Source organism: Lewinella sp. JB7, from assembly GCF_024297185.1.
Classification (GTDB): domain Bacteria; phylum Bacteroidota; class Bacteroidia; order Chitinophagales; family Saprospiraceae; genus Neolewinella.
Window position 1 is genome coordinate 95,000 of record NZ_JANCTD010000002.1, and the last position, 23,584, is coordinate 118,583.

The 23,584-nt window shown below is 59.6% G+C and carries 20 protein-coding genes; 11 read left to right on the plus strand and 9 right to left on the minus strand.

What is annotated here, in order from left to right:
• Positions 1–9 precede the first annotated feature (9 nt).
• The gene (locus NMA52_RS04015) at positions 10–1,407 is read right to left on the minus strand and encodes an arginine decarboxylase (protein ID WP_254826356.1); all 1,398 of its coding nucleotides are present in this window, start codon (positions 1,405–1,407) and stop codon (positions 10–12) included.
• Positions 1,408–1,885: 478 nt separating this feature from the next.
• Between NMA52_RS04015 and NMA52_RS04020 the strand changes: the two genes are divergently transcribed.
• The 4 genes from NMA52_RS04020 (at position 1,886) to NMA52_RS04035 (ending at position 5,246) form a co-directional block, all read left to right on the plus strand.
• On the plus strand, positions 1,886–3,673 hold the full coding sequence (locus NMA52_RS04020) for an acyl-CoA dehydrogenase (RefSeq protein ID WP_254826357.1): 1,788 nt from the start codon (positions 1,886–1,888) through the stop codon (positions 3,671–3,673).
• A 181-nt stretch (positions 3,674–3,854) separates the two neighbouring features.
• Positions 3,855–4,349 carry a VOC family protein gene (locus NMA52_RS04025; protein ID WP_254826358.1) on the plus strand — a complete coding sequence of 165 codons (495 nt, stop codon included), beginning with the start codon at positions 3,855–3,857 and terminating at the stop codon, positions 4,347–4,349.
• Positions 4,349–4,762 carry an OsmC family protein gene (locus NMA52_RS04030; protein ID WP_254826359.1) on the plus strand — a complete coding sequence of 138 codons (414 nt, stop codon included), beginning with the start codon at positions 4,349–4,351 and terminating at the stop codon, positions 4,760–4,762. Before NMA52_RS04025 ends, NMA52_RS04030 begins: the two co-directional genes overlap by 1 nt.
• 67 nt (positions 4,763–4,829) lie before the next feature.
• Entirely contained in the window at positions 4,830–5,246 is a 417-nt protein-coding gene (locus tag NMA52_RS04035; protein ID WP_254826360.1) for a T9SS type A sorting domain-containing protein, read from the plus strand.
• Between the two features lie 7 nt (positions 5,247–5,253).
• On the opposite strand, the gene NMA52_RS04040 is transcribed toward NMA52_RS04035, so the two are convergent.
• Both NMA52_RS04040 and NMA52_RS04045 read right to left on the minus strand, forming a co-directional pair.
• Entirely contained in the window at positions 5,254–6,096 is an 843-nt protein-coding gene (locus NMA52_RS04040; RefSeq protein ID WP_254826361.1) for a LexA family transcriptional regulator, read from the minus strand.
• An 87-nt stretch (positions 6,097–6,183) separates the two neighbouring features.
• The gene (locus NMA52_RS04045) at positions 6,184–7,284 is read right to left on the minus strand and encodes an endonuclease/exonuclease/phosphatase family protein (protein ID WP_254826362.1); all 1,101 of its coding nucleotides are present in this window, start codon (positions 7,282–7,284) and stop codon (positions 6,184–6,186) included.
• Between the two features lie 169 nt (positions 7,285–7,453).
• Here NMA52_RS04045 and NMA52_RS04050 point away from each other — a divergent pair, with 169 nt between their 5' ends.
• A complete protein-coding gene (locus NMA52_RS04050; protein WP_254826363.1) occupies positions 7,454–10,414 on the plus strand; it encodes a PEP/pyruvate-binding domain-containing protein in 2,961 nt (986 codons plus the stop codon).
• 15 nt (positions 10,415–10,429) lie between these two features.
• Here the strand turns inward: NMA52_RS04050 and NMA52_RS04055 are convergent, their stop codons facing one another.
• Positions 10,430–11,077, minus strand: a complete 648-nt coding sequence (locus NMA52_RS04055; protein WP_254826364.1) for a deoxynucleoside kinase — start codon at positions 11,075–11,077, stop codon at positions 10,430–10,432.
• A gap of 32 nt (positions 11,078–11,109) precedes the next feature.
• Complete coding sequence (locus NMA52_RS04060) at positions 11,110–11,775, minus strand: hypothetical protein (protein WP_254826365.1); 666 nt, start codon at positions 11,773–11,775, stop codon at positions 11,110–11,112.
• A gap of 190 nt (positions 11,776–11,965) precedes the next feature.
• Between NMA52_RS04060 and NMA52_RS04065 the strand changes: the two genes are divergently transcribed.
• Positions 11,966–13,309, plus strand: coding sequence for a dihydroorotase (locus NMA52_RS04065; protein ID WP_254826366.1), 1,344 nt, complete (start codon positions 11,966–11,968; stop codon positions 13,307–13,309).
• Positions 13,310–13,537: 228 nt separating this feature from the next.
• Here the strand turns inward: NMA52_RS04065 and NMA52_RS04070 are convergent, their stop codons facing one another.
• On the minus strand, positions 13,538–14,935 hold the full coding sequence (locus NMA52_RS04070) for a S8 family serine peptidase (RefSeq protein WP_254826367.1): 1,398 nt from the start codon (positions 14,933–14,935) through the stop codon (positions 13,538–13,540).
• A 3-nt stretch (positions 14,936–14,938) separates the two neighbouring features.
• Positions 14,939–15,454, minus strand: a complete 516-nt coding sequence (locus NMA52_RS04075; protein WP_254826368.1) for a shikimate kinase — start codon at positions 15,452–15,454, stop codon at positions 14,939–14,941.
• A 118-nt stretch (positions 15,455–15,572) separates the two neighbouring features.
• Here NMA52_RS04075 and NMA52_RS04080 point away from each other — a divergent pair, with 118 nt between their 5' ends.
• The 3 genes from NMA52_RS04080 to NMA52_RS04090 are packed head-to-tail and all read left to right on the plus strand — an operon-like array spanning position 15,573 to position 17,314.
• Complete coding sequence (locus NMA52_RS04080) at positions 15,573–16,043, plus strand: DUF1573 domain-containing protein (RefSeq protein WP_254826369.1); 471 nt, start codon at positions 15,573–15,575, stop codon at positions 16,041–16,043.
• Between the two features lie 16 nt (positions 16,044–16,059).
• Positions 16,060–16,368, plus strand: coding sequence for a preprotein translocase subunit YajC (gene yajC, locus NMA52_RS04085; RefSeq protein WP_254826370.1), 309 nt, complete (start codon positions 16,060–16,062; stop codon positions 16,366–16,368).
• Positions 16,337–17,314, plus strand: a complete 978-nt coding sequence (locus NMA52_RS04090) for a hypothetical protein (RefSeq protein WP_254826371.1) — start codon at positions 16,337–16,339, stop codon at positions 17,312–17,314. Before yajC ends, NMA52_RS04090 begins: the two co-directional genes overlap by 32 nt.
• A gap of 11 nt (positions 17,315–17,325) precedes the next feature.
• Here the strand turns inward: NMA52_RS04090 and NMA52_RS04095 are convergent, their stop codons facing one another.
• Complete coding sequence (locus tag NMA52_RS04095) at positions 17,326–18,963, minus strand: caspase family protein (RefSeq protein WP_254826372.1); 1,638 nt, start codon at positions 18,961–18,963, stop codon at positions 17,326–17,328.
• 386 nt (positions 18,964–19,349) lie between these two features.
• Between NMA52_RS04095 and NMA52_RS04100 the strand changes: the two genes are divergently transcribed.
• Positions 19,350–21,974 carry a M14 family metallopeptidase gene (locus tag NMA52_RS04100; RefSeq protein ID WP_254826373.1) on the plus strand — a complete coding sequence of 875 codons (2,625 nt, stop codon included), beginning with the start codon at positions 19,350–19,352 and terminating at the stop codon, positions 21,972–21,974.
• A gap of 18 nt (positions 21,975–21,992) precedes the next feature.
• Here the strand turns inward: NMA52_RS04100 and NMA52_RS04105 are convergent, their stop codons facing one another.
• Positions 21,993–22,691 (minus strand): DUF2490 domain-containing protein, encoded by a 699-nt coding sequence (locus NMA52_RS04105; protein WP_254826374.1) that lies wholly within the window; start codon positions 22,689–22,691, stop codon positions 21,993–21,995.
• Between the two features lie 100 nt (positions 22,692–22,791).
• Between NMA52_RS04105 and NMA52_RS04110 the strand changes: the two genes are divergently transcribed.
• A complete protein-coding gene (locus tag NMA52_RS04110; RefSeq protein ID WP_254826375.1) occupies positions 22,792–23,583 on the plus strand; it encodes an MBL fold metallo-hydrolase in 792 nt (263 codons plus the stop codon).
• Position 23,584 lies beyond the last annotated feature (1 nt).

A 23,584-nucleotide genomic window follows, 5' to 3' on the forward strand; every position in this document is an offset into this window, starting at 1 on the left:
TGGGGAATATTAGTACCCCAGAATTTGCAGCATACTCTCCGCCGACTGCTTGCCCGCCAGCACGCGGTCGGTGAGGTTGCCCTCGTCGTCCAGGTCGATGATGATGTGTTGGGGACTCGGAATCATGCAGTGCTTGATTCCGCCGTACCCGCTGATGCTATCCTGGTAGGCTCCCGTATGGAAGAATCCCAGGTAAAGCGGTTCCTCATCACCCTCCTTATCCACGGGCAGGTACACCTGGCTCTCGTGAATCTCGGAGTTGTAATAGTCGGAGTTGTCGCAGCTCAGGCCACCGATGTTCACGCGTCGGTAGTCGCGGTCCCACTTGTTGATCGGGAGCAGGATAAAGCGTTCGCCGATCCCCCAGGCATCGGGCAGCGTGGTCATCAGTGAGTTGTCGATCATGTACCACATCTCACTGTCGTTCTGCTGTTTGCGGGCCAGCACCGAGAAAATGGTCGCGCCGCTCTCGCCGACGGTATACTTCCCGAATTCCGTGAAGATGTCGGGCTCGGGTACCTCGTCTTCCTCACAGGCATCGAGGATGTTCTTCACGATCTCCCGGACCATGTACTTGTAGTCGAACTCAAAGCCGAGGCTGTTGCGGATGGGCATACCTCCGCCGATGTTGAGGGCGTGCAGGTTTTCGCTTTCTTTTTTCAGTTCGCCGTAGAGACGTACGGCCTTCTTCAGTTCGCCCCAGTAGTAGAGGGTGTCTTTGATGCCGGTGTCCACGAAAAAGTGGAGCATGTGCAGCTCCAGTTTCTCGCTGTCCTTGATACGTTCCCGGAAGAGGGGCAGCACGTCCGCGTTGCGGAGGCCTAAGCGACTGGTGTAAAATTCGAAGTTTGGTTCTTCCTCGGTGGCCATCCTAATGCCGATCTTGGCCACGCCCTCCACGTGTTGCTCGTAGTAGTCGAGTTCGTGGCTGTTGTCGACGACGGCGATCACGTTCTCGAAGCCGTCGTTCATCAGACCGACAATGCCCTCCAGGTAGTTTTCCGGTTTAAAACCGTTGCAGACGATCTTGATCTTTTTGTCCAACCGCTTGCGGGCGTACAGGCGACGGATGAGGTCCACGTCGTAGGCCGAGCTGATTTCCAGTTGGACGTCGTGGTCAAGCGCTTCTTCCACCACGTGGGCAAAGTGACTGCTTTTCGTGCAGTAGCAATAGTTGTACTGGCCGGCATATCCCTGCGCGCGCATGGCCCGGCGAAACAGATTCCGGGCTTCCTTGATCTTGCGACCGATACTCGGTAGGTAAGTAAGCTTCAGCGGAGTCCCGTACTTGCGAATAAGGTGGATGAGGGGGATGCGGTTAAACGTCAGGTACCCGTTGTCCATATCAAATCCCTCCTGGGGGAAGTAGAAGGTCTGGTCAATCAGGTCGAAATACTTATTAGCCACGGGCCAGGTTTTTTTGAGCGGGCGAAGATACGGCGGGGACGCGGGTGCGAAGTATTTTATCTAAAGCCGGCCTTCCCTGGCTACATTAGCGGTATTTCTACCGTAACCGTAACCGTAACCGTCCAACGGGGTGACACCGTCCAACGGGGTGGCACCGTCCAACGGGGTGGCACCGTCCAACGGGGTGGCACCGTCCAACGGGGTGGGACCGTCCAACGGGGTGGGACCGTCCAACGGGGTGGGACCGTCCAACGGGGTGACACCGTCCAACGGGTTGACACCGTCCAACGGGGTGGGACCGTCCAACGGGGTGGGACCGTCCAACGGGGTGGGACCGTCCAACGGGGTGACACCGTCCAACGGGGTAACACCGTCCAACGGGGTAGGACCGTCCAACGGGGTGGCACCGTCCAACGGGGTGGCACCGTCCAACGGGTAACCGGTCAAGATTTTCCAAGCCGACAAACCAAACCGATCCATGCAATACGTTTCCCTCCGCAACCTGCGCTTTATGCTCCACGAAGTACTCGACCTCAGCGAGCTACGGGCCAGCGAACGGTTCCGCGATTTTGACCAGGAGGCGATCGACTTTAGCCTCGACGCCGCCAAGCAACTGGCCGATCAGTATCTGTGGCCGGCGTACCGTGAGATGGACCGCGAAAAGGCCTACTTCGCCGACGGAGAAGTTCACGTACTCCCGGCGGTCGGGGAGGGGATGCGGGCCCTCGGGGAAAGCGGTTGGCTGAGCGCGGCCTGGGGGTTCGAGCACCAGGGGCAGCAAATGCCCCTCACCGTCCACAATTCGGGAAGCCTGATCTTCCAATCGGCGAACGGCAACCTGGCGGCCTACGGATTCCTCACGACCGGTGCCGCCAACCTGATCCGGGAATTTGGAAGTGAAGAACTTAAGCAAACCTACCTCGAACCGATGGCCAGCGGTCGGTGGCAGGGAACCATGGCCCTCACCGAGCCCCAGGCGGGCAGTTCCCTGAGCGACATCACGAGCTACTACGAAGAACAGCCCGATGGAAGCTACCACATCTACGGCCAGAAGATCTACATCAGCGGCGGCGACCACACCGGTGTCGATAACGTCGTCCACCTGCTCCTGGCCCGGCAGAAGGACGGTCCCGCCGGCGTACGCGGTGTAAGCCTGTTTGTGGTACCGAAGTACCTGCCCGAACCAAACGGTGAGCTCCGGGACAATAACGTCACCACGGCCGGTATCTACGGTAAAATGGGGCAGCGGGGATACGTTGCCGCCCACCTGATGTACGGCGAACAGGGCCCTACCCGCGGTTTCCTGGTGGGGGAGGAATTCAACGGACTCAAGAACATGTTCCTCATGATGAATGAGGCGCGTATCGGCACGGGCATGATGGCGGCCGGCTCCGCCTCGGCGGCCTACTACGCCAGCCTCACCTACGCCCGCGAGCGCCCCCAGGGTCGCCACCCCGGCAACAAGGACGTAAATGCCCCCCAGGTGCCCATCATCGAACACGCCGACGTGCGGCGTATGCTGTTGTTTCAGAAATCGGTCGTGGAGGGCGGCGTAGCGCTGCTCCTGCAGTGTAGTCTGTACGAAGACACCCACCGGGTTAAACGCGACGACCGCAGTCGGCTACTCCTCGAGCTGCTGACGCCGATTGCTAAAAGCTTTCCGAGTGAGTACGGTAATGAGGCCGTCAGTCTGGGTATGCAGGTGCTCGGCGGGGCGGGGTACACCGACGATTTTCCGCTCGAGCAGATTTTCCGTGACATTCGGGTCAATTCCATTTACGAAGGCACGACCACCATTCACGGTCTCGATCTGCTCGGGCGCAAGGTAATGCTGGCGGAAGGCAGGGCCGTGAGTCTACTCGCGGAAGAAATACAGCAAAGCCTGCACGAGGCCGGGGGCGACGAGCGAACCCGGGTCCTGGCCGATGCCCTGGCCACCGGACTTACCGAGATGCAACAAGTGCTGAACCACCTACTTACTCTGGCTCGCAAGGAAGAGCCCCGCGTCTTTTTGGCCGACGCTACCGTGTTTCTGGAGTACTTCGGACTACACGTGATCGGCTGGATGTGGCTGAAGCAAGCCAACGCCGCGGTCCGCGCCCTGCCTACCGCCGAGGGTGCGGAGGAGAACCACTTTTACCGTTCCAAGCTCGTAACCGCCCGATTCTACTTCAACTACGTATTTACGCGTACGGCCGGCCTTCGAAAAACGCTGCTGTCGACCGAGCGAATCACGCTGAATACCGAGCCTGAACTCCTGGTGTAGCCGGCGGTGCACTGCCGAAGCGGCGGCGAATTTGGCCGGGAAGGGCGGGCACGTTTCCGTTATTTGCACACCTTACTTGTGCCCCGGGCGCGGATAGCTCGGCAGGGGATAGTATCCTTCCCGCCGCTACCAGCGACAGTTAAGCCGCTTCGTGTATCTTTCGCCACCCAAAAGAAGTCGCATGCAAAAATTCTTCCTCCTGGCGTGCTGTACGCTGATGCTATCGTGTACGCCTAAACTATCGCCCTTCGGAACGGAAAACGGACCCTTCCGGGCCAGTTTCGACCATTACGCGATCAATGTCGACAATCTGCAGCGCAGCGCCGACTTTTACCAACGGGTCTTTCAGCTCGAAACGGTCTTCAACGGGACTGGCAATGACCGCCGCGTGTGGTTCTCCCTCGGAGAAGGAATGGCGCTGCACATCATTGAAACGGATACGGTCGACGTAAAGACTACCAAAGGGGTGCACCTGTGTATCGCCGTCGCAAACTTTGATGATTTTGTCGACCATCTCCGCAAGGAGTCCATCCCGTTCGAAACGTGGCGGGGCGAAGCCATGCAATCCAATACGCGGCCCGACGGCGTACGCCAGGTATATCTGCAGGACCCCGATGGCTACTGGGTGGAAGTAAACGATAACCGCCTGATGTGGGCCACTAATCGCGCCAAGTAATGACCGTAGAACTCAACCGCCTCGACGACGCTTTCCTTTTTGAAACCTCGAACGACGAGGGGCAAACCGTACGCACGGACGGCAGTCCCGACATCGGTGGCCAGGGGGCCGGAATGCGCCCGATGCAACTCGTACTCTCCGCCGTGGCCAGCTGCTCGAGCATCGACATCGTCCTGCTCCTGAAGAAGCAACGGCAGGCGCTTGATGACCTGAAGGTGCGGGTCGAAGGCAAACGCGTCGATACCGAACCCCGGTTATTCACCGACATTCACCTGCACTACATCCTCTTCGGAAATCTGGACGACAAGAAGGTCGAACGTGCCTGTCGCCTGAGTATGGAGAAACTCTGCAGCGTATCGCTGATGCTGAAGGCCGGAGGTGTAAATATTACCTGGGACTACGAGATTCGCTAGGGTAGGACAATATGTACCGAATCGTAACAATTATGTATATAACGGTTACTTTTTAGTACACTACACCATGCACCTCCAGTTACACTGCTCCGGCGGCCGTCTTTTGACGACCACGGTCATCTTTCTTGTCTGCTGTCTTACCGGCTCCGCGTCCGGTCTGGCGCAATCGCATTCCCCCCTCATAGCCGGCCTGCTGGTTGCCGATTCGTACGCCGTCATGCCCATACACGAAGACCCTTCCTTCGAACTGAGCTACGATGCGCTGAGCGGGCGGGACCGGGTGGAAACCTGGCTCGACGACACCTGGTCGCTCGAGTCGCTCCGCATTGAACTCCGCGACGCCGCAGGTCAGCGGGTGCACCGGGAGATTATCATGAACGGCAATCATTTGCTGCTCTTTACCCGCAAACTTCCTCCGGGAACCTACACGGTCAAATTGCGCGACGGTAAACGCGCGGCCACCGACATTCTGGTGGTCCTGTAGCACCTCCTTACTCGCGGTGACGATTGCTGAGGGCCTTTTCGACGGAAATGCCCAGGCGGTTGATGAGTTTGCCCTGCTGAGCGATGGTTGCCTTAAGTTCGCTCATCTCGTCGTGGACGTAGCGTTGGATATTCTGGGGGGAGGGTAGGAAGGGCGTGATGCGGGCCCGCACGTACCAGATCTCCCGCAGGTCGGACAGAGGAATACGGTAGGTTTCGTAGAAACTGTTGTCGGAGATCACTTCCAGCTCCTTAGTGTCGGCGATGTGGTTTCTCACCCGTTTGACCACCACGTCGCTGCGGGTAACGATCACGTAAGCATAATTATCCTTGATGCCGCTTTGCCACAGGGTCGGCTCCAGGAACGCGCAAACGATCTTGTCCCCCTCGAAGAGGGTAGGCTCCATACTGTTGCCGGGCACGTCGAAACTCCGGTGGGTGCCCACCTTATACTTGTAATCCGGCAGGCTGTAGGTCGGCAGGCTTTCCACGAAACTCGGGTCCCCCAGTTCCGCCGCGTACACTGACTGGGCGGGGAGCGGCACGTGAACGATGAGTTCGTCCGCATCGGGGGTGGTGATGGTGGTGAGCACCCGGAAGTTCTGGTCGCTCTCCTCGGTCATAAACATCGGGCCGTCTCCCGTAAAGAGGTAAACGGGGTTGAGCTTATACTTTGCAATGGCCTGTCGGAGCAGTTCGATGGTGACGTCACGGCGGCCCTTCAGAATTTCGCTGAGCGATTGCGGTAGGTAGTCGAGCGACATGGCGAAGGCACGGCTGGACCTGATTCGTTTCTCCGCTTTAAGCTTATCGTGGCACTTAATGAAGCGCTGAGAAACGACATTTTTCATAAATAGGTGGTATTGGGCGGTGCAAAGATAGCCCGGGGCGGGCGGTGGGTATGATGATACGTAATAAAAGTAACATCTTTTTGCGAATCATTCTCCGCCCTTGATCACGGCATCGTCTTCGTGGCGTTTACCCTTCTTAATGGTTTCGGAAGCCTCCTCCAGGTCATCCCCTTCGGGGGTTTCTCCCTGATTATCGTCCTGTTCCGGTTCGTAACTCAGGCGAATGAGGACGGGAAAATGGTCCGATCCGACGTAGCGTAGACGTTGTAGATCCAGGACGGTCAGGTCGGTCGAGTGAAACACGTGATCCAGGGGCCAACGCAGGAACCGGTGTTCGGCGTGAAAGGTGGAATAGAGACCCCGTCCGCGCCGCGGGTCCAGCAGGCCGCTCAATCGCTGAAAGAGGCGGGAGGAGTGGGACCAGGCCACGTCGTTCATGTCACCGGCCACGATGACGGTCGACTCGGGCTTTTTCTGTACCTCCAATCCGACCAGCGCGAGTTCGGCGTCGCGGCCGGTACTGGCGTAGGCTTCCGAGGGGCTGGGGGGCATGGGATGTACGAAGTGCAGGTCCACCAACCGGCCGTTGGGCAATTCGATCTGGGTATCGATGCTAGGAATGTCGTCCTTGATCCGGTACTTAACCTGGGGATCGATCAGTTCGATCTTGCTCCACAGGTGCATGCCGTAAAGATTTTCAATGGGCACGGGCACCTGATGGGGATAGTCTTCCCCGATTCCTTCCCGCAGTTTCTCTTCCCACCAGGCGTTGGTCTCCACCGTCAGCAGGATGTCCGGATTCATCTCTTTCACTAGGTCGATGACCAGGTCGGTGCGCTTATTGGTCTGCAACACGTTGCTCATCATGAGGCTCAGGTGACGGTCGGACTCTTCCGTCCGCTGGGCGTCCCGGGCATCCCGGCCGTGCAGGGGGGTATAGGGGTAGATGCGGTAGGCCTGGTAGGCCGTGGCAATCATCAGCAGGACGCCGATCGTCAGGTTTACCGTATCGTTGGAACTGCGGGAGATAAACCACAACAGGGCCGACAGGCCGAGCAGGAAGAGGAGCTGTTGCCGGGGGTAGTCGAAGCCACGAATCCACCAGTCGTCGTACTTCAGAAAGGGCATCAGCGTACCGATAATGCCGAAGGCGCCCAGAACGTAGGCCAGGATGCGGATTGCTATCACGTAGGCGGTGAGATTTATGTTAGAAGTACGAAGCTAGTAAGATGTTCACGTAGCCGGTACGCAGCGGTTGACCCCGTAAAGTAACGCCCTTTTGCCATTAAACTGCTTACACCCACGATTGCCGTACGGTAGGCGTACTTTTGCCTTCGCTCATTTATAACCCTCCCCGATGTTTTCCCTGACCTACCACCGCCGCTCCCTGTCCCTTTACGGCATGGCTCTTTTCTGTTCCTACCTGCCGGTAGCCCTCGAAGCCCAGCTCACGGACCAACGGATCGAAGCGTTGATCGAAGAATTCCGGACCGACCCCCGCGGCCCCTATAGCGGCATCTTCTGGTTCTGTTCCGACGGGAGCAAGCGAGCCGCACGCGATCCCTGTCCGGATGACGACAAGGCCCGCCAACACGCTGACTACAAGCCGGTGGTGAAGGAGTTGATGCGGGGCAACCAGTTGTATTTCGGTCAGGTGCTCGCCGACACCGACTTCGCCCCCTTCTGGGATGCTGGCAACGATCACAGCCGGCTCAAGCAGTACCAACTCAATAACTACCTGGTCGCCAACGACGACGGCTGGATCCTGGAAAAAGCCCGCTACTACCGGGGCGCCTTTCAGGTGGAGGACGAAGAAGAGTGGGGCCGTAAGTTTTTCCAGTGGCTACTGTCACGGGATCGGGTGCTGGAGGAAGATTTCTACCTCATCCTGCAGGCGGCCCGCGATATTCCTCACCGCGGAGATACCGACCTCAACCAACGGATACGCGCCCGGAGTAAGGAGATCGCCGATCGTTATCCCCCCTTCATGGATCTACGGATCAAGATTCACGGTCGTCCGTCGGGCGGGGACGCGGGAGCCGTGCAAACCTTCATGGAGCAACACGAACAAGAACTGAAAGATAAACGGCTATACGCCGAAGCGGGACAACTGGTGGAGGACATTCAGACCGCTTACGGGGGCAGTGATCTCAGCAACGTCACCGACCTCGCCGGCGCTTTACCCGCCCAGGATTCCCTGCGCCGACGCATTGAGCGCTTCGTGGATATCCAGACCCGGCGCCCCGGCGTCGACAACGACCTCGATCGCCTCACCGCCGCTACCGGGCTCATGTTGCGCATTCGCCGTTCCCTCGTCACGGAGGAGCGCCGGTCGGTCGATAAGCTGCGCCTCATCGATATCCTAAATGAACTCAGCGATCTGGTCTTCCGTACCGCGCCGGAGTGGACGCCCGCAACCGCCCGCGAACAAATGGAGAAAATCTGCTACCTCGGGGAGGCGGCCACCGGCGCCGGCTTCATCGAGCTGTGGGAATACGAAACCGGCGGACCGAACATCGCGGACCCGAATTACCAGTACATCCGGCCCGATATGCTGACCGCCTACCTCGACAACGCCCGACGGTTCGTGGAGTGGGGGACGGCCACCAACCGGGCCACCTACGGTGAGGTGGTGGAGCGGTATGCCCGCTTCGAACCCCGCGCCCTGTCGTTTCTCGACGACCGTATCCGCGGATCGGTTCTCCTTCCCCTCGGGCAGGCCGTCGGCGACCTGGGCGACTGGCTGGCCCGCAACAGTGAGTCCGGCAACGCGCTGATGGACATCCGCTCGCAGGCGCAGGCCCGGGGGCTGAATCCGGGCTACGCCCGCGGGACTCTTCGCCTGGTGGAGGGGACTCCCGACGAGGTAGTCGTCAACGACCGGGACATCTTCGTCTTCAGTCGTCCGCCCGCTGATCTGAAACCCGTTGGCGGAATCCTGACGGTGAGCGAGGGCAATATGGTCAGCCACGTGCAGTTGCTAGCCCGGAACCTCGGCATCCCCAACGCGGTACTCACCGACCGACAGTTCGAGGAACTCAAGCCCTACGACGGCGAAGAAGTCTTTTTCGCCGTTTCGAACGGGGGCACGGTCCTCATGAAGCCCGTGGACGACCTGAACGATACGGAACGCGAACTCTTTGCCGTCCGCGAGCGAAGCCAGGAACGAATCCGGGTTCCCGTCGACCGCATCGATCTGACCACCCGCGACGTGCTCAACTTACGGGACGTGAACAGCTCCGATAGCGGAGTCCGCTGCGGCCCTAAGGCCGCGAATCTGGGACAGCTCAAACAACTCTTTCCGGACAAGGTCGTGGAAGGACTGGTCATCCCCTTCGGAGTCTTCCGCGAGCACCTCGACCAGCAAATGCCCGGTCAGCCCGACGGCACCTCCTATTGGCAGTTTCTTAACGAAGGGTTCGCGGAGTCCGCGGCCATGGAAAAGAAGGGACGTCCGGCCAGCGAAGTGGAAGAATTCACCCTGACGCAGCTGGCTACCCTCCGGGCGGCAATCGCCGAGATCCGCATCGAGGGTAAACTGATCGCCCAGTTGCGCGAAGGCTTCGAAGAAATTCTTGGGGGAAAGTCCGGAACCGTGCCTGTCTTCCTGCGGTCCGACACGAATATGGAGGACCTGGCCGATTTTACCGGCGCGGGTCTGAATAAAACCGTATTCAACGTAGTCAAGGAAACGGCGATCCTGAACGGAATCAAGGAAGTCTGGGCCAGCCCGTACACCGACCGCAGCTACGAATGGCGGCAGCGCTACCTGCTCAATCCCGAGAACGTATTCCCCAGTATCCTGATCATCCCCAGCGTAGACGTGGACTACTCCGGCGTCATGATCACCAAGGGGGTAACGACGGGGGAACAGGACGACATCACCGTTGCATTCAGCCGGGGTGCCGGCGGGGCCGTGGATGGCCAGGCCGCGGAATCTTACCTCCTGGATCGCTTCGGGCGCTTCACCCTGCAGGCACCCGCCCGGGAGCGCATGCACCGCCGCTTACCCGCGACGGGCGGCAGTACCATGGTGGCCGCCGCCTTTAACGAACCGGTACTCAGTCACCAAAATCTCGTGGACCTGTACAAGCTCGGGCAGGAGGTAGAGGAAGTTATGCCCCAGGCTCCCGGGGTGGAAGCGGAAGGACCCTACGACGTGGAACTCGGGTTCCAGGACGATAAGATTTGGCTGTTTCAGATCCGCCCCTTCGTAGAGAACAGTAAGGCCCAGAGCTCCGATTACCTGCAGAGCATTTCGCCGCCGAAACGGGAGAACGTGTACATCGATCTGCATTCGCCGTTACGGGCGGAGTAAGCAGGCGGGAAGGTGCTACACCTCCTTGAACAGTCCGTGGAGCTTGGCCCCGACCATGTTGATGACGCGCCCGAGGTCTTCCTTCTTATTGGCGAAGTCCACTTCGTCGACGTTGATGATCAGGATGTTGCCGTCCCGGTAGGTGGAGATCCAGTCCTCGTAGCGACGGTTGAGTTGCTTGAGGTAATCTAGGCTCATGCTGCCTTCGTAGTCGCGTCCCCGGCTTTCAATGTGGGCGACGAGGGTGCCGATGCCGGCGCGGAGATAAATGAGCAGGTCCGGGGCCTTGATCCGACTGGTCATGGTTTCGAACAGCTGGGTATAGCTTTCGAAGTCCCGTTCGGTCATCAGTCCCATACCGTGAAGGTTGGGGGCGAAGATGTTGGCGTCTTCGTAGATGGTGCGGTCCTGAATGACGGTCTTGTCGCCATCCTGAATGTCCAGAATCTGCTTGTAGCGGTTGTGCAGGAAGTAAACCTGCAGGTTGAAGCTCCACCGCTTCATGTCGTTGTAAAAATCGCTCAGGTAGGGATTATTCTCCGCGCTTTCGTAGTGTACCTCCCAGCCGAAGTGTTGTCCGAGCTGGCGGCAGAGGGTCGTTTTACCGGCACCGATGTTTCCGGCGATGGCAATGTGCTTGATGGGGTTGGGGCTGTTTTCCATGGACGCCCAAAGGTCGTAAATTTTGCCACACGTTACCAGCTCCAGCCGAAACGGGCTTCGATCTGTACGACCGCTCCACTCACGTCCTGAGAGGTAACGAGCTCGGAGTCAACACCACCCGCGAAGCGGTAGCCACCCTCCAGTCCGAGGCGGAACCACTGGAAAAGATTGATCTCGGCGCCCCCCATCAGTTGGCCCACGAGCATGCGGTCGCGGCCTTCACCCGCTACGTCGATCCTTCCCGGACCGATGATGGCGGTGATGCGGGGGTGGACCACGTTTTCGGCACCGGGAGCAACCGCGATGATGAAGCCCCCGTGGCGGAATTCGTATTCGGGCCGGTCACCGATCAACGGAGCCTGGTCGGTCGTGAAGGATTCGCGCGACTTCCAGCCGCCATAACCGAGGAAAACGGATTTGCCGAACTCCAGACCGCCGAAACCACCCCGCACGAGTGACCAGTCGTCGCCCGTAGAGGAGTAATTGTAGGTCGGCCCGCCCCACGCACCGGTGAAGTCGAGGTCACCGAGCAGGGTTCGTTCCCGTTTACTGCGGAAGTCGCGGTAGCCGTCAGACGCCGTCGGGGAAGTACCGCTCATGGCCGTCCGGTAGGCGAACACGGCGGGGGTGGAAGCATCCTGGGCGGTGGCGAAGCCCGTGATCAGGAGGCAAAAGGTAAAAAGGGTAGGGAATTTCATAGCGAAAATGTTTGCTGTTTTTTAAATGACGTAGCTCCGGCGTTCCCGCCAAACTCGGCTACGCGGACACCGTAAAGGCCGATCCCTTTCCCTAAAGGTTGCAGATTCAATTCTTAATTTTTCCCAAGCTTGCCTTAAGGCCGTATTAAAGTCGGGGAGGCTAGCCTTACTTTGGGCAAAAATCTAAGGTATGAGCAAGGGCAGTATCCTCATCAAGGCGGGAACGATCGTAAATCGCGGACAACGGACGGTGGGTGACGTGCTTATCCGCGACGGCTTCATCGAGCGCGTCGGGGGAACTATAGACGTGACCGCGGACCGCGAGATCGACGCTGGTGGGTGCTTCGTTCTGCCCGGGATCATCGACGACCAGGTACACTTCCGCGAACCGGGCCTGACCCACAAGGCCACGATCCGCACGGAAGCCCGCGCCGCCGTAGCCGGAGGAACGACCACCTTCATGGAGATGCCGAATACGAAGCCGGCCACGCTCAACCAACTACTGCTGGAGGAGAAGTACCGCATCGGCGCCGAAAACAGCGTCGCCAATTACAGCTTCTACATGGGCGCGGCCAACGATAACCTCGACGAGGCTCTGCGCACCGATCCCCGCCGGGTGTGCGGCCTGAAGATCTTCATGGGCAGCAGCACGGGCAACATGCTCGTCGACAACGAAAAAACGCTCGACGCCCTGTTCGCCAAAAGCCCGCTGCTGATCGCCACCCACTGCGAGGACGAAGCCACCATCCGGGAAAACGCCGCCCGCGCCCGCGAAAAATGGGGAACCGACATCCCCGTCCGGGAACACCCCCACATCCGGTCGGCGGAAGGTTGCCTGAAGAGCAGCACCCTGGCCGTAGAGCTCGCCAAACGGCATAATACGCGTCTGCATATCCTGCATATCAGTACGGCGGACGAGGTCGATCTGTTCCGCAACGATATTCCCCTGCGGGAAAAGCGCATCACGGCGGAAGTGTGCGTACACCACCTGACCTTCAACGCCGACGACTACGACCGGCTCGGCAACGGCATCAAGTGCAACCCCGCCATCAAATCCGAACACCATCGATCGGCCCTGTTGCCGGCACTGCTCGACGATCGCTTCGACGTGATCGCCACCGACCACGCTCCCCACACGATCGAGGAGAAGGCCCAGTCGGACTACTTCAAGGCGCCGGGGGGGCTCCCGCTGGTGCAGCACAGCCTGGACATGATGATGCGCCTCGAGCAGGCCGGAAAAATCAGTCTCGAAAAGATCGTGGAAAAGATGTGCCACGCCCCGGCGGAGTGTTTCCGGGTCGATCGCCGCGGTTACCTGGACGAGGGTACGTGGGCCGATGTCGTGGTGTACGATCCCCGCACCGAGTGGACGGTTGCCCCGGAAAATATCCTCTACAAGGCCGGCTGGTCCCCCCTGGAGGGTACCACGCTGCGGGGACGTGTACGGGAGACTATCGTAAGCGGAAGGCTTGCCTACGCCAACGGGCAGGTCAACGATTCGGTGCGCGGCGAGCGCGTGCTGTTTGACCGGTAGGGGGCGGCGGCAGCGCGCGGGAGCGGTAAACGTAAAGAACCCCGGTCATCCTTGCGGTGCCGGGGCTCGTTCCAACTTACTGATACCAAATAAAAAAACGGTGGCGGGGCGGGCCCGCCGGATCTGTGAAACTAACGCGAGGCGAACGGCTTGGTTTGCTCCGAGCTTTTCCCAAAAATAAGCAAGCCCCGGCGGTACCACAAGGCCGCGCCGAAAAAAGCCTGGATTCTACTGTTCGGCCCGGAGCAAGTAGCGGTACGCCGCCGCGAAATCCGGTTTACCGTAACCGACGGCCGCACCGGGCGTTTCGGCGTGGGAGGCGGTGCGACGAACGGCATCGAGTATCTCTTGGTTGGTGGCTTCCGGCACCGCTTCGAGCAGGCAGGCGATCAATCCGGTAATGAGCGGTGCGCTCAAGCTGGTTCCGTTGGCCCCGGTGAGGCCCTTTCCGTTGGCCGCCACGGCCGCCACCATCACGCCGGGTCCGCTTACGTCGGGCTTGACCCTTCCGTCGGCCGTCGGTCCGAAGCTGCTGAAGTACGCGCGTTCGTCTAGGTCGTCGAGGGCGCCGATGCTGAAGGCCTTGGCGGCATCCGCGGGAGCGCCGATGTGTTTCCAGTCGTCCGCTCCGCTGTTGCCGGCACTGGTCACGATGATCATTCCGCGGTCGAAGGCCCGGTCGATCGCGACGGAGGCGGGGCTGTGGCGCCCGTCCAGATCGGCGTACGTGTAGTTCATGGAGGTATCCGTGAAGGTGGTGTACCCCAGGCTACTGTTTACGAGGTCTACGCCCACGCTGTCGGCCATTTCCAGGGCGATCGCGTAGTTGATCTCTTCGAGGCGATGCTCACCCCGGGAGTTTTCGGTTTTGAACAAAAGGTAGCGAGCTTCCGGGGCCGTCCCGATGAAGAAGAAGGGGTGGTGGGCCGCCATGGTACTCAGCACCGTGGCCCCGTGGGTGGAGCCGTCCAGCGCGGAGGAGTCCTGCTCCACGAGATCATAGTTGCCGGGTACCGCGTCCGCCTGATCGTAGCCCAGAAAATCCTTGTAGGCAACGTTGGGAAAGCCCCCGTCGAATACGCCCACCAGAACGCCCCGTCCGCGGAAGCCGAGTCGGTGCAGGCTATCGCCGTTCATTCTCCGGAGGTCCTTCCAGCCATATCCGTAAAACGCTTCGGACACCGGTACCCGGCCCACCACCGGAGCGGGTTGGTCGAAGCGGGTGGGGCGGGGCAGGTCGCCGGGGCGATCGTACTGAAGCGGGGCAACGTAGTATACGGTATCGACGTAGGGAAGCTCGGCCACGGCGGCAAGTTCCGTTTCGGTGGCGGCCACGACCACGCCGTTCATCCACTTACTACGCAACCAGATTCGCGTTCCCGCATCCAGCATGCCGCGTTCGTAGACGGGGCTGATGGGCAGGTCGGCCTCGGTGATCTCCACGCCGTGGTGTCGCCGACGGTCGAGCGCGCGTGGGCTCAGAAACTCAGCGGCCTTGTCGGTGGAGTAAGGAGTTCCGTCCTTATCGGCGAAGCCGATGAAGTACAGTTTTTCCGGTGCCGTAGACTGAGCGGATAGCAGAGAGGTAAACAGGAGGGCACAAAGGAGGTAAAGGGGTCGGGGCATTATTCAGGATAAGGGCTGTTCGGAAAGTCGGTCGAATACCAAACGCGCTACGTCCTCGTCATTGTTGTCGAAGCGCAGGTGGATTTGCGCGCGCTCGTAGCACGGCCGACGCAGCTGGAGTTTTTCCCGGACGGTAGTCGGTAGTTCGCCGGATTGGGCCAGCAGGGGGCGGTGATCGATTTCGGCGCGCAGTCGCTCGACCAGCAGATCGACCGGCGGATCCAGAAATACGGTAGTGCCTACCTCATTCAGGTGGGTGATGAGGTCGTGGTGACAGGGGGTGCCCCCGCCCGTAGCCATGACGAAGGTGGGCAGGGGGGTAATGCTCAACAGGACGTCGCGCTCCAGTTCGCGGAAGTACTCTTCATTCCTGTTGGCGAAAATTTCGGAGATCGGGGCGCCGGCTTTCGCCTCCACGTACTCGTCGAGGTCGATGAACGGCGCACCCAGCAATTTAGCGAGTTCCCGCCCGCAATAACTCTTTCCTGAGCCCATGAAGCCAATGAGAAAGATGCGCATGTCGTGAATGTTGTTAGCGGTACGGTGAAAGTGTGCGCGGCAAGGTACAGCGACGGGAGTAAAGTGTTGGCAAGCGCTCGCTGCTTATCTTTGTCGCCGCTACCCTTACCCCGCGTGTATGAAGTTTTCGCTTTCCGGTCTTATGGTCTTTGTCCTGCTCGGCTGCGGTTCGGATCGGCCGGTAAGTCCGGACGCGGCGGCACCCTCCGCGGCGGGCAACGCGGCCATCATCCGCAATCCGATCGCCGATCGTAACGGGGGCGCGACGGATACCCTTCACGTAGCCCGCTTCGCCTTCGAGGAGAATGAGTACCACTTCGGAGAGGTGACGGCCGGGCACAAAGTGCGCCATGCGTTTACCTTTACCAATGTGGGTGATGTTCCCCTGTTGATCACCGATGCGCGTTCCACCTGTGGGTGTACCATTCCGGACTATCCGCGGCAACCCATACCACCGGGGGAAACGGGCCGCGTACAGGTCGAATTCAGTACCGACAACAAACGGGGCCACCAGCGTAAACCGGTTACCCTGTCGGCAAACACCCTGCCGGCGCAAACCACGCTGTATCTCACGGGTACCGTACGATAACCAACATATTTCAGTTATGACTTTACTCCTACAGGCCGGAGACATTTTCACCAACGGCTTCTTTATGATCGCGATGCTCGCCGTGCTCGTGTTCACGATGATCATTCCCCAGCGCCGGCGCAGCAAGCAGCAGAAGACCTTCATGTCCGGGTTGGCGAAGGGGCAACGGGTCGTCACCGCCAGCGGCATCCTCGGTATTATCGACAAGGTGGAGGACAACATCGTCACCCTCAACGTGGGCAATAAGACCTACCTACAGATCACCAAAAACGCCGTGTCGAAGGAACTGACCGATGCCATCTATCCTCCAAAGGCTGAAGCATAGGCTGCCCCTGAGCAACATGGCGACCACGGACCGGCAGATCCTCCTGATCTGCATCGGTCTGGCCTTCGTATTCTGGTTGATCCTGAATTTATCGCAGGACTACGAGATCACCAAGGAGGTTGACCTGACGTACGTGGTCGACCCCGAACGCGTGGTGGCCGGTTCGCCCCCCCGCAGCGTGAGCGTTCAGCTGCGCGGCCGGGGTTGGAACCTCATCTGGGAAACGCTGCGCGGAAGCCGGCTCGGCGTCAGCGTGGATCTTCAGGACGAGACCGAACTGTTACTGACCGGCAATGTGCTCCAGCAGCAGGTGGCGCGGCAGTTGAGTAGCGGGGACCTGGAAGTAGACAACATCGCCTACGACGCCCAGCGCATCCTGACCACCCCCCGGGATGGTAAACGGGTGCCCGTACGTTCGCGCGTCCGGGTACGGTTCAAGCCCGGATACTTCGCCTCGGGTAAATTGCTCATCGAACCCGACAGCATCACGGTAAGCGGAGCGGCCGATGCACTGGAAGAGATTCAGGAATGGCCCACCGAGGAGCGTACGCTGGAGGACATCGAGGACGATCAACTGATCAGCGTGCCCCTCGCGCCGGCCCCGGAAGGGCTCACTATTAATTATACCAAAGTGAGCGTGGCGGTACCGGTGGATGCCTTCATCGAGCAACAGCTGGACGTTCCGGTGACGCTAAGAAACGCCCCGGCCGCGGATTCCGCTCGCGTATATCCCGCCTCGGTGACGGTGACCGTTACCATCCCTCAGAGTCAGTACGGTCTGTTCGGAGTCGACGACTTTCGGGTAGAGGCCGATCTGACGGGCGTTCGGATTTCCGACGACCACAACTCCATTCCTCTGACCCTGACCCGGGTTCCGGAAACCATTCGCGGAGTGGACTTCTCCCCCAAGGCCGTTGAATACTACATCTACCGCCGCGAGCAGTAAGCGTGCGTCGCTTACCGGCTCCGTACCGCGGAGATCGGCATGAACTTATCGTAGCTGCCCGTCAGGGTCGGCGTCTGGATATTGCCCGTGTAGCCCCGGACCTCCCGGTGAACGTAAGCGAACAATTCCTCGATACTGACTAGGCCGTCGTGGTCCGCGTCGGCTTCTCCCTTGAGTCCGCGGATCAGGTAGTGACTGAAAACGCCGGAGCGTAGTCCCCCGTCCTCCATACTGATTTCCTCGCCCTTGCTCGACATCATCAGTGCGGTAGACGACTGGGCGTTGGTGAGCGCCGAGTAGAAGCTGGACAGCGTTTCCGTGTTTCCGCCCCCGCTGCGGGCGGCGAGGCTCCCGCTGTGGCAGGCGTCGGCGATCACGAGTTTGTGGCGTGAGCGGCTGCTCACCAGGGCATCCTGAACGTCCTCGTGGCGCAGCGCATTCTGCTGTCCGTCGTAGTCGACGGGCAGAAAGGCACCGGGCAGTCCGTGACCCGAGAAGTAGAACAGGATCACGTCGTTCTCGTCGGCCTGGCGGTAGGTTTCCCGCATGGCGGTGAGGATATTATCGTGGGTGGCATCTTCGTCGATGAGCACCTTTACTTGTTCGTCGCTCAGCGCACCTCCCTCGATGCTCTTTAGGAAGGCATAGACCTGGTAGGCGTCGTCGTCCGTGTACCGCAGGGTTTTCATGTGCTGGTAGAAGGCGCAGCCCACCACGACGGCCCATACTCTGACTTCGGGGTCAAAGGCGGTGTCGACGGATTCGGCGGGTTTGCCCATGGCCGTATACATCCGGCGGTAGAGCTGCCCGTCGTCCCAGATGCCTCCTTCGATTTGTCCGTCCGCGTAATGCATGACGCCCAGTCCTTCGGGGCGGTGATTGCGAAAGTGACCGAAATAGATGTTACCTCCCGGAAAGGTTACCGTTCCCTTTCCTTCAGGCCGGCCGTAGTGGATGTCGCCGTAGTACTGGGTACCGTCGGCATAGGCATAGCGGCCCGGCCCGTCGGGGCACCCCTCCGCGCAGTTGGGCAGGGTGGCCGTGTTACCGATGAAGCCGAGTGTCGACCAATCCACGTTCATTTCGCCGTTCGTCCAGGTTCCCGAGATTTCGGTACCGTTGGCGAAAACCATCGTGCCGTCACCGTGGCGGAGGTTGGCCGACCAGTTTCCGCGGTAGCTATCCCCGTTGGCGTAATCCATGCGGCCGTAACCGTTCATGAGATTGTTCGACATGTTGCCGAGGTAGTGATCCCGGTTGGCGAAGCGAAATTCGGCCTTCCCTTCGAGCTTGTCGGCGACCCACTGGCCCACGATCGTGCTGCCGTCGTTGTAGTTCACCCGACCGCGACCGTCGCGCTTACCGTTGCGCCAGGCGCCGGTGTATGTATTTCCGTTACCGTCTACGAGACGGCCTTCGCCGCTCTGCAGTTGCTGGTGAAAATTGCCCGTGTATACGGAACCGTCGGGATACGTGAGCGTGCCGCTCCCTTCAAACTTTCCAGCCTGAAAGTTCCCGGAATAAAGAGCCCCGTCAGCGAAACGCAGGATACCCTGGCCATCGTAACAGTTGCCGCGCTGACAGCGGCCCTGGGCGAGGGTGACCGTCGCGCTCAACAGCAGCAACGGAATGAATGTGTATTTGAACATGCTTGACGTGTAAAAGAGTGTTGGTATCAGTGAAAACCCGAATCGCTATTGCATACTGTTTACGGCGGACCGTCCATTACCTAGCCAAGTCGGACGGCGCTATAGACCAAAGTAAAATTGCAAGAGAAATTCTACAAAGAAGTTCGTTCGGAGAGAGACGCTGACTACCTAATAATCATGAAGAGACGCCTCTATAGCAATACGAATGCTTCTAAAATTGTCCTTCAAAATCGATATAACAAGAGTCTTCTACGGAACGGTAGGTAAACCGGGCTTACCGGTGGCAACGGCGGCAGTTAAGGCACGTTCACCCCGGGTTAACGGTAGCACCTTCCGTTCCATTTCAACTTATCCACTACATTACGCCAAATTCAAGCTTGCTACGTATGCGCCTATCCGTTCTCCTAATTTTATTCGCGTTTTCCGGTTTAATGGTTGCGCAAACCGACGTCTACGAAAGGCTTGAGTTTCCGGACAATCTGACGTCCAGCGTGCTCAGTCCGCGAAAGTTCCTGGGCTACCGGCTGGGAGAGCGATTTACCGAATACGCCCGCTCGGTCAACTACTTCGATTACCTGGCCGAGCAAAGCCCACGGATCCGGGCGGAACGCTACGGCACCACCTACGAAGGGCGACCGCTCATCCTGCTGACGGTGAGTTCGGAGGAAAATATACGCAATCTGGAGCGGATTCGTCAGCGGCAATTGGCCCTCGTGAACACCTTTCGCGAACAGGGGGAAGAAACGGAGGACCTCCTGGAGGGCCATCCGGTGATCAATAGTTACAGCTATAACATCCACGGCAACGAGGCGAGTAGTACCGAAGCCGCGATGCAGGTTGCCTACGAACTGGCGACCACCGAGGACGAGCAAACCCTGGAAGCATTGCGCAATAGTGTCATCCTGATGTTCGTCTGCGTAAACCCCGACGGTCGCGACCGCTACGTGTACTGGTACAACGGAATGGCCCGGGCAACCGGCGGAGCGGAACCCGACGACCTGGAGCACCACGCCCCCTGGCCGAACGGACGTACCAACCACTACTGGTTCGACCTCAACCGCGACTGGGTGTGGGGGGTACATCCCGAAAGCCGCGGCCACACCCAGGCATACCAGCGCTGGATGCCGAACGTGCACACCGACTACCACGAACAGAGCTACAATGCCAACTACTTTACCGTGCCCGGCACCACCCCCCGGAACCTGCTGCTGCCCGACACCTACGAAAGCTGGGCGGATACCTTCGGCCGGGCGAATATCCGGGAGTTCAACCGCATGGGCATCAGCTATTTTACCCGCGATCGCTTCGACTTTTATTACCCCAGTTACGGAAGCAGTTACCCATCCGTCATGGGCGCTGTCGGCATGCTTACCGAGCAGGGGGGGATAGCCGGCGGCCGGGCCGTGGAAACGGAAGATGGTTACGTGCTCACGCTGCGACAGCGCGTCTGGGATCATTACACGACCAGCATCGCACAGGTCAGGACCGCCGCCGCCAACCGGGAAGCACTGCTCCGGTACAGCCTTGCCGCCTGGAACCCGATCAACAGTAAACAGGGGGCCACCGGCTATCTGATCGAGAACGACGGTAGCGACTACCTGGACGACTTTCTGCAACTCATGCTCCTGAACGGCGTAGAAGTGGAGCGTACTACCGAAGCGCTGGATGCCCGGGGGCGCAGCTTCCGTGACGGTACCGTCGCCGATCGCAGTCACCCGGCCGGTAGCCTGATCATCGCCACCGAGCAGGCCCGCCACCTCTTCCTGAACAGCATCATGACCAACGACCTCCAGATCGAGGACAGCGTTATGTACGACATGTCCAGCTGGTCGGCCGCCCTGGCCTATAATCTGGAAGCATTCGCCTTCGACGCGCCTATCCGGGTTAACACCGAACCCGTCACCGTAATCGAAAGCCAGGGATCGCTGACCGGTCCCGCGGACGGTGTGCCCTACGCCTACGTGATTGACTGGGGACAGCGGCAAGCCCCCCGCGCCCTGGCGCGACTCTGGGACGCTGGACTCCGGGTGCGCGCGTCGCTGGAACCCTTCACGACCGACGAGGGGGAAGTATTCTCTGCCGGTAGCCTGATCGTACTGCGGGGGCGCAACCTCGAGCACGAATCCGAACTTTCCGAGCTGATGACTACGCTGTCCGATGACCTCGGCCTACGCATTGCCCGCTTTTCCACCGGCCGCATGCGGGAGGGGAACGACCTAGCCAGTACCAGAAATTTTCCCGTCGACCAGCCCCGGGTAGCCCTCCTCGTGGACCAGCCCTTCGATACCTACACGAGTGGCCAGATCTACTTTCTGTTCGACTGGGAAACTCGCTTACCCGTAAGCCGGATCCGCACCTCCCAGCTGCGGCAGACGGCGGTGCCTAAATTCGGTAGCCGCTACGGCTACGCTGACCTGAGCGACTACGACGTGCTGATCCTTCCGGATGCCGATCAGTTGGAGGATGTCTTTGGAAAGGAAGAACTCGCAACGCTCCGCCAGTGGATTTCGGGTGGGGGCACCCTGGTTACGGTAGGTAGCTCGGCGGAATTCTTTACGGAAGCATCCAAATTCAACGACCAGCGCCTGAAATCTCCCGGTAAGGACACGACGACCGCCGCGGCCTACCTGTCTTTCGCCGATCGTACGGCCTACTACGGAAAACAGAATATTCCCGGCACGGCCCTGCACGCCCGCCTGGATACTACCCACCCGCTCGCCTTCGGCCTGAAGCCCCAGGTGTACACCCTGAAATTCGGTTCGAGTGCGCTCGTTCCCCAGGCTGACCTACAGAGCGTCGGCCGTTACGCCGCCGACTCTACGGCGCTGCTGGCTTCCGGATATGCGAGTCAGGAGGGTCTCGATCGGCTGGCCGGTAATACCTGGGCCGGTGTTCGCACCATAGGGCAGGGAAAGCTGGTATATCTCCTGGACAATCCGCATTACCGCATGTTCTGGCGGGGACCGAGCCGGCTGATGCAGAATGCGGTTATGATCGTGCCCGGTATGTAGTCCGGTGTACAGGCTTCCTCACCAGAGGAGACTACGCCCGAACGGACGGCGGTAATCGATATCGTGTTTGCGTGCATTCGGCAGCAGGTACGTCAGGTACACACCCACCGTTGGCTCGTTATTCGGAGCGGGGACGTTAGCATCGCGCTCCAGGCGTACGAAGGCCTGCGCGCCGACCCGGGTCGATATCCGTTGCGATACCCCCAGCGTGACCCGGTGGCGGCTAAATTCGTTGCGTCGGTCGAAGCGGTAACGGGCTTCGTATTCCGTGACGAGTTCCGTGTACTTAAGCACCCGGTAAGCCAATCCCAGCCGGGGACGGACGGCCGCCTGGTGTCCCGCCGCGCCCTCCGCCAACTCCCGCTCGTACTGTACGCGAAGCCGGCTTTCTAGGGTGAAGGGGCCCTCGCCCAGGGGTTGGTCGTAATTGAGGTCCGTGAACAGCCGTAGTTCCGTGGGCACGTCCGGGTCGTAGCGGGGCGTGACCCGTATTCCGGGCGTCAGACTCATGCGATCGCCCAGTTTACGATTAATGGCCAGCAACAAAAGGGCCCGATTCTCACGACCGGTACCGACCACCTGCCGGTGCTCCACCTCAAATTCGTACGCCCAATCGCCATTCAGCTCGCGTTCGAAAGAAGCGCCGGTGAACAAGTTCAGTTGGGCCCGGGCGGGGGCCGCCCAGTACAGAAAAACAATCAACAAATACTTATACATAAACCATGGGAATGACGAGGTGCCTATCCAAAATTCTTGTAGTGGTAATCAACACCCCCGGCCTGGTGGGGTTGTACGATCAACCATCGCTTTACCGACTATGAGACACTGCTTCTACCTATTGCTCTGCTCCTGCGCGCTCGCCACCTCCTGCAACTCCGGCGCTAACCAGGCTAACGACCCCACCACCACCGAAACCCCCGCTCCGGATAACCGAAACTCGGAAGGGGAAATGGTAGAAGTACATCCCGTATTCCACGGTTCGGTGGTGCTTACCCAGGGGGACCGCACGATCTTCATTGACCCCTACAACGGTGCCGAACGCTACACCTCCTTCGGAGATCCCGATCTGGTGCTCATCACCCACACGCATCCGGATCACCTGGACACGGCTACCCTAAGTGGCCTGCAACTTGACGCGGCTGAGCTCGTTGGCCCCCAGGCGGTTATGGATGCTATGTCGATGAATCCTTTCGCGGAGCGGCACACGCTGGCGAACGGCGAATCCTGGACCTGGGAAGACGTAACGATCACCGCGGTGCCCGCCTATAACGATCCACCCAAGGACAACTTTCACCCGAAGGGCAAATTCAACGGCTACGTGATAGCAATTGGGGGCCAGCGGTACTACTTCAGCGGAGACACCGAGGGCGTTCCGGAAATGCGGCAACTGGACGACATCGACGTGGCCTTCGTATGCATGAATTTACCGTATACCATGGACGTCGAACAGGCGGTGAGTGCCGTACTCGATTTTGCACCCGACGTCGTTTATCCCTACCACTACCGCAATCAGGACGGATCGAAAAGTGACGTGGAGGCCTTCAAAAAGATGGTCAACGAGCAGAACGAGAATATCGACGTGATCCTGGAAAACTGGTATCCAGAGTAAG

Excerpts from the sequence above, each read along its gene's own strand:
- NMA52_RS04090 (WP_254826371.1), top strand. The coding sequence starts at position 16,337 with ATGCCATCTATCCTCCAAAGGCTGAAGCATAGGCTGCCCCTGAGCAAC.
- NMA52_RS04095 (WP_254826372.1), bottom strand. The coding sequence starts at position 18,963 with ATGTTCAAATACACATTCATTCCGTTGCTGCTGTTGAGCGCGACGGTC.
- NMA52_RS04040 (WP_254826361.1), bottom strand. The coding sequence starts at position 6,096 with ATGAAAAATGTCGTTTCTCAGCGCTTCATTAAGTGCCACGATAAGCTT.
- NMA52_RS04020 (WP_254826357.1), top strand. The coding sequence starts at position 1,886 with ATGCAATACGTTTCCCTCCGCAACCTGCGCTTTATGCTCCACGAAGTA.
- NMA52_RS04100 (WP_254826373.1), top strand. The coding sequence starts at position 19,350 with ATGCGCCTATCCGTTCTCCTAATTTTATTCGCGTTTTCCGGTTTAATG.
- NMA52_RS04055 (WP_254826364.1), bottom strand. The coding sequence starts at position 11,077 with ATGGAAAACAGCCCCAACCCCATCAAGCACATTGCCATCGCCGGAAAC.
- NMA52_RS04030 (WP_254826359.1), top strand. The coding sequence starts at position 4,349 with ATGACCGTAGAACTCAACCGCCTCGACGACGCTTTCCTTTTTGAAACC.
- NMA52_RS04070 (WP_254826367.1), bottom strand. The coding sequence starts at position 14,935 with ATGCCCCGACCCCTTTACCTCCTTTGTGCCCTCCTGTTTACCTCTCTG.
- NMA52_RS04105 (WP_254826374.1), bottom strand. The coding sequence starts at position 22,691 with ATGTATAAGTATTTGTTGATTGTTTTTCTGTACTGGGCGGCCCCCGCC.
- NMA52_RS04050 (WP_254826363.1), top strand. The coding sequence starts at position 7,454 with ATGTTTTCCCTGACCTACCACCGCCGCTCCCTGTCCCTTTACGGCATG.
- yajC (WP_254826370.1), top strand. The coding sequence starts at position 16,060 with ATGACTTTACTCCTACAGGCCGGAGACATTTTCACCAACGGCTTCTTT.
- NMA52_RS04025 (WP_254826358.1), top strand. The coding sequence starts at position 3,855 with ATGCAAAAATTCTTCCTCCTGGCGTGCTGTACGCTGATGCTATCGTGT.
- NMA52_RS04080 (WP_254826369.1), top strand. The coding sequence starts at position 15,573 with ATGAAGTTTTCGCTTTCCGGTCTTATGGTCTTTGTCCTGCTCGGCTGC.
- NMA52_RS04035 (WP_254826360.1), top strand. The coding sequence starts at position 4,830 with ATGCACCTCCAGTTACACTGCTCCGGCGGCCGTCTTTTGACGACCACG.
- NMA52_RS04075 (WP_254826368.1), bottom strand. The coding sequence starts at position 15,454 with ATGCGCATCTTTCTCATTGGCTTCATGGGCTCAGGAAAGAGTTATTGC.
- NMA52_RS04065 (WP_254826366.1), top strand. The coding sequence starts at position 11,966 with ATGAGCAAGGGCAGTATCCTCATCAAGGCGGGAACGATCGTAAATCGC.
- NMA52_RS04110 (WP_254826375.1), top strand. The coding sequence starts at position 22,792 with ATGAGACACTGCTTCTACCTATTGCTCTGCTCCTGCGCGCTCGCCACC.
- NMA52_RS04060 (WP_254826365.1), bottom strand. The coding sequence starts at position 11,775 with ATGAAATTCCCTACCCTTTTTACCTTTTGCCTCCTGATCACGGGCTTC.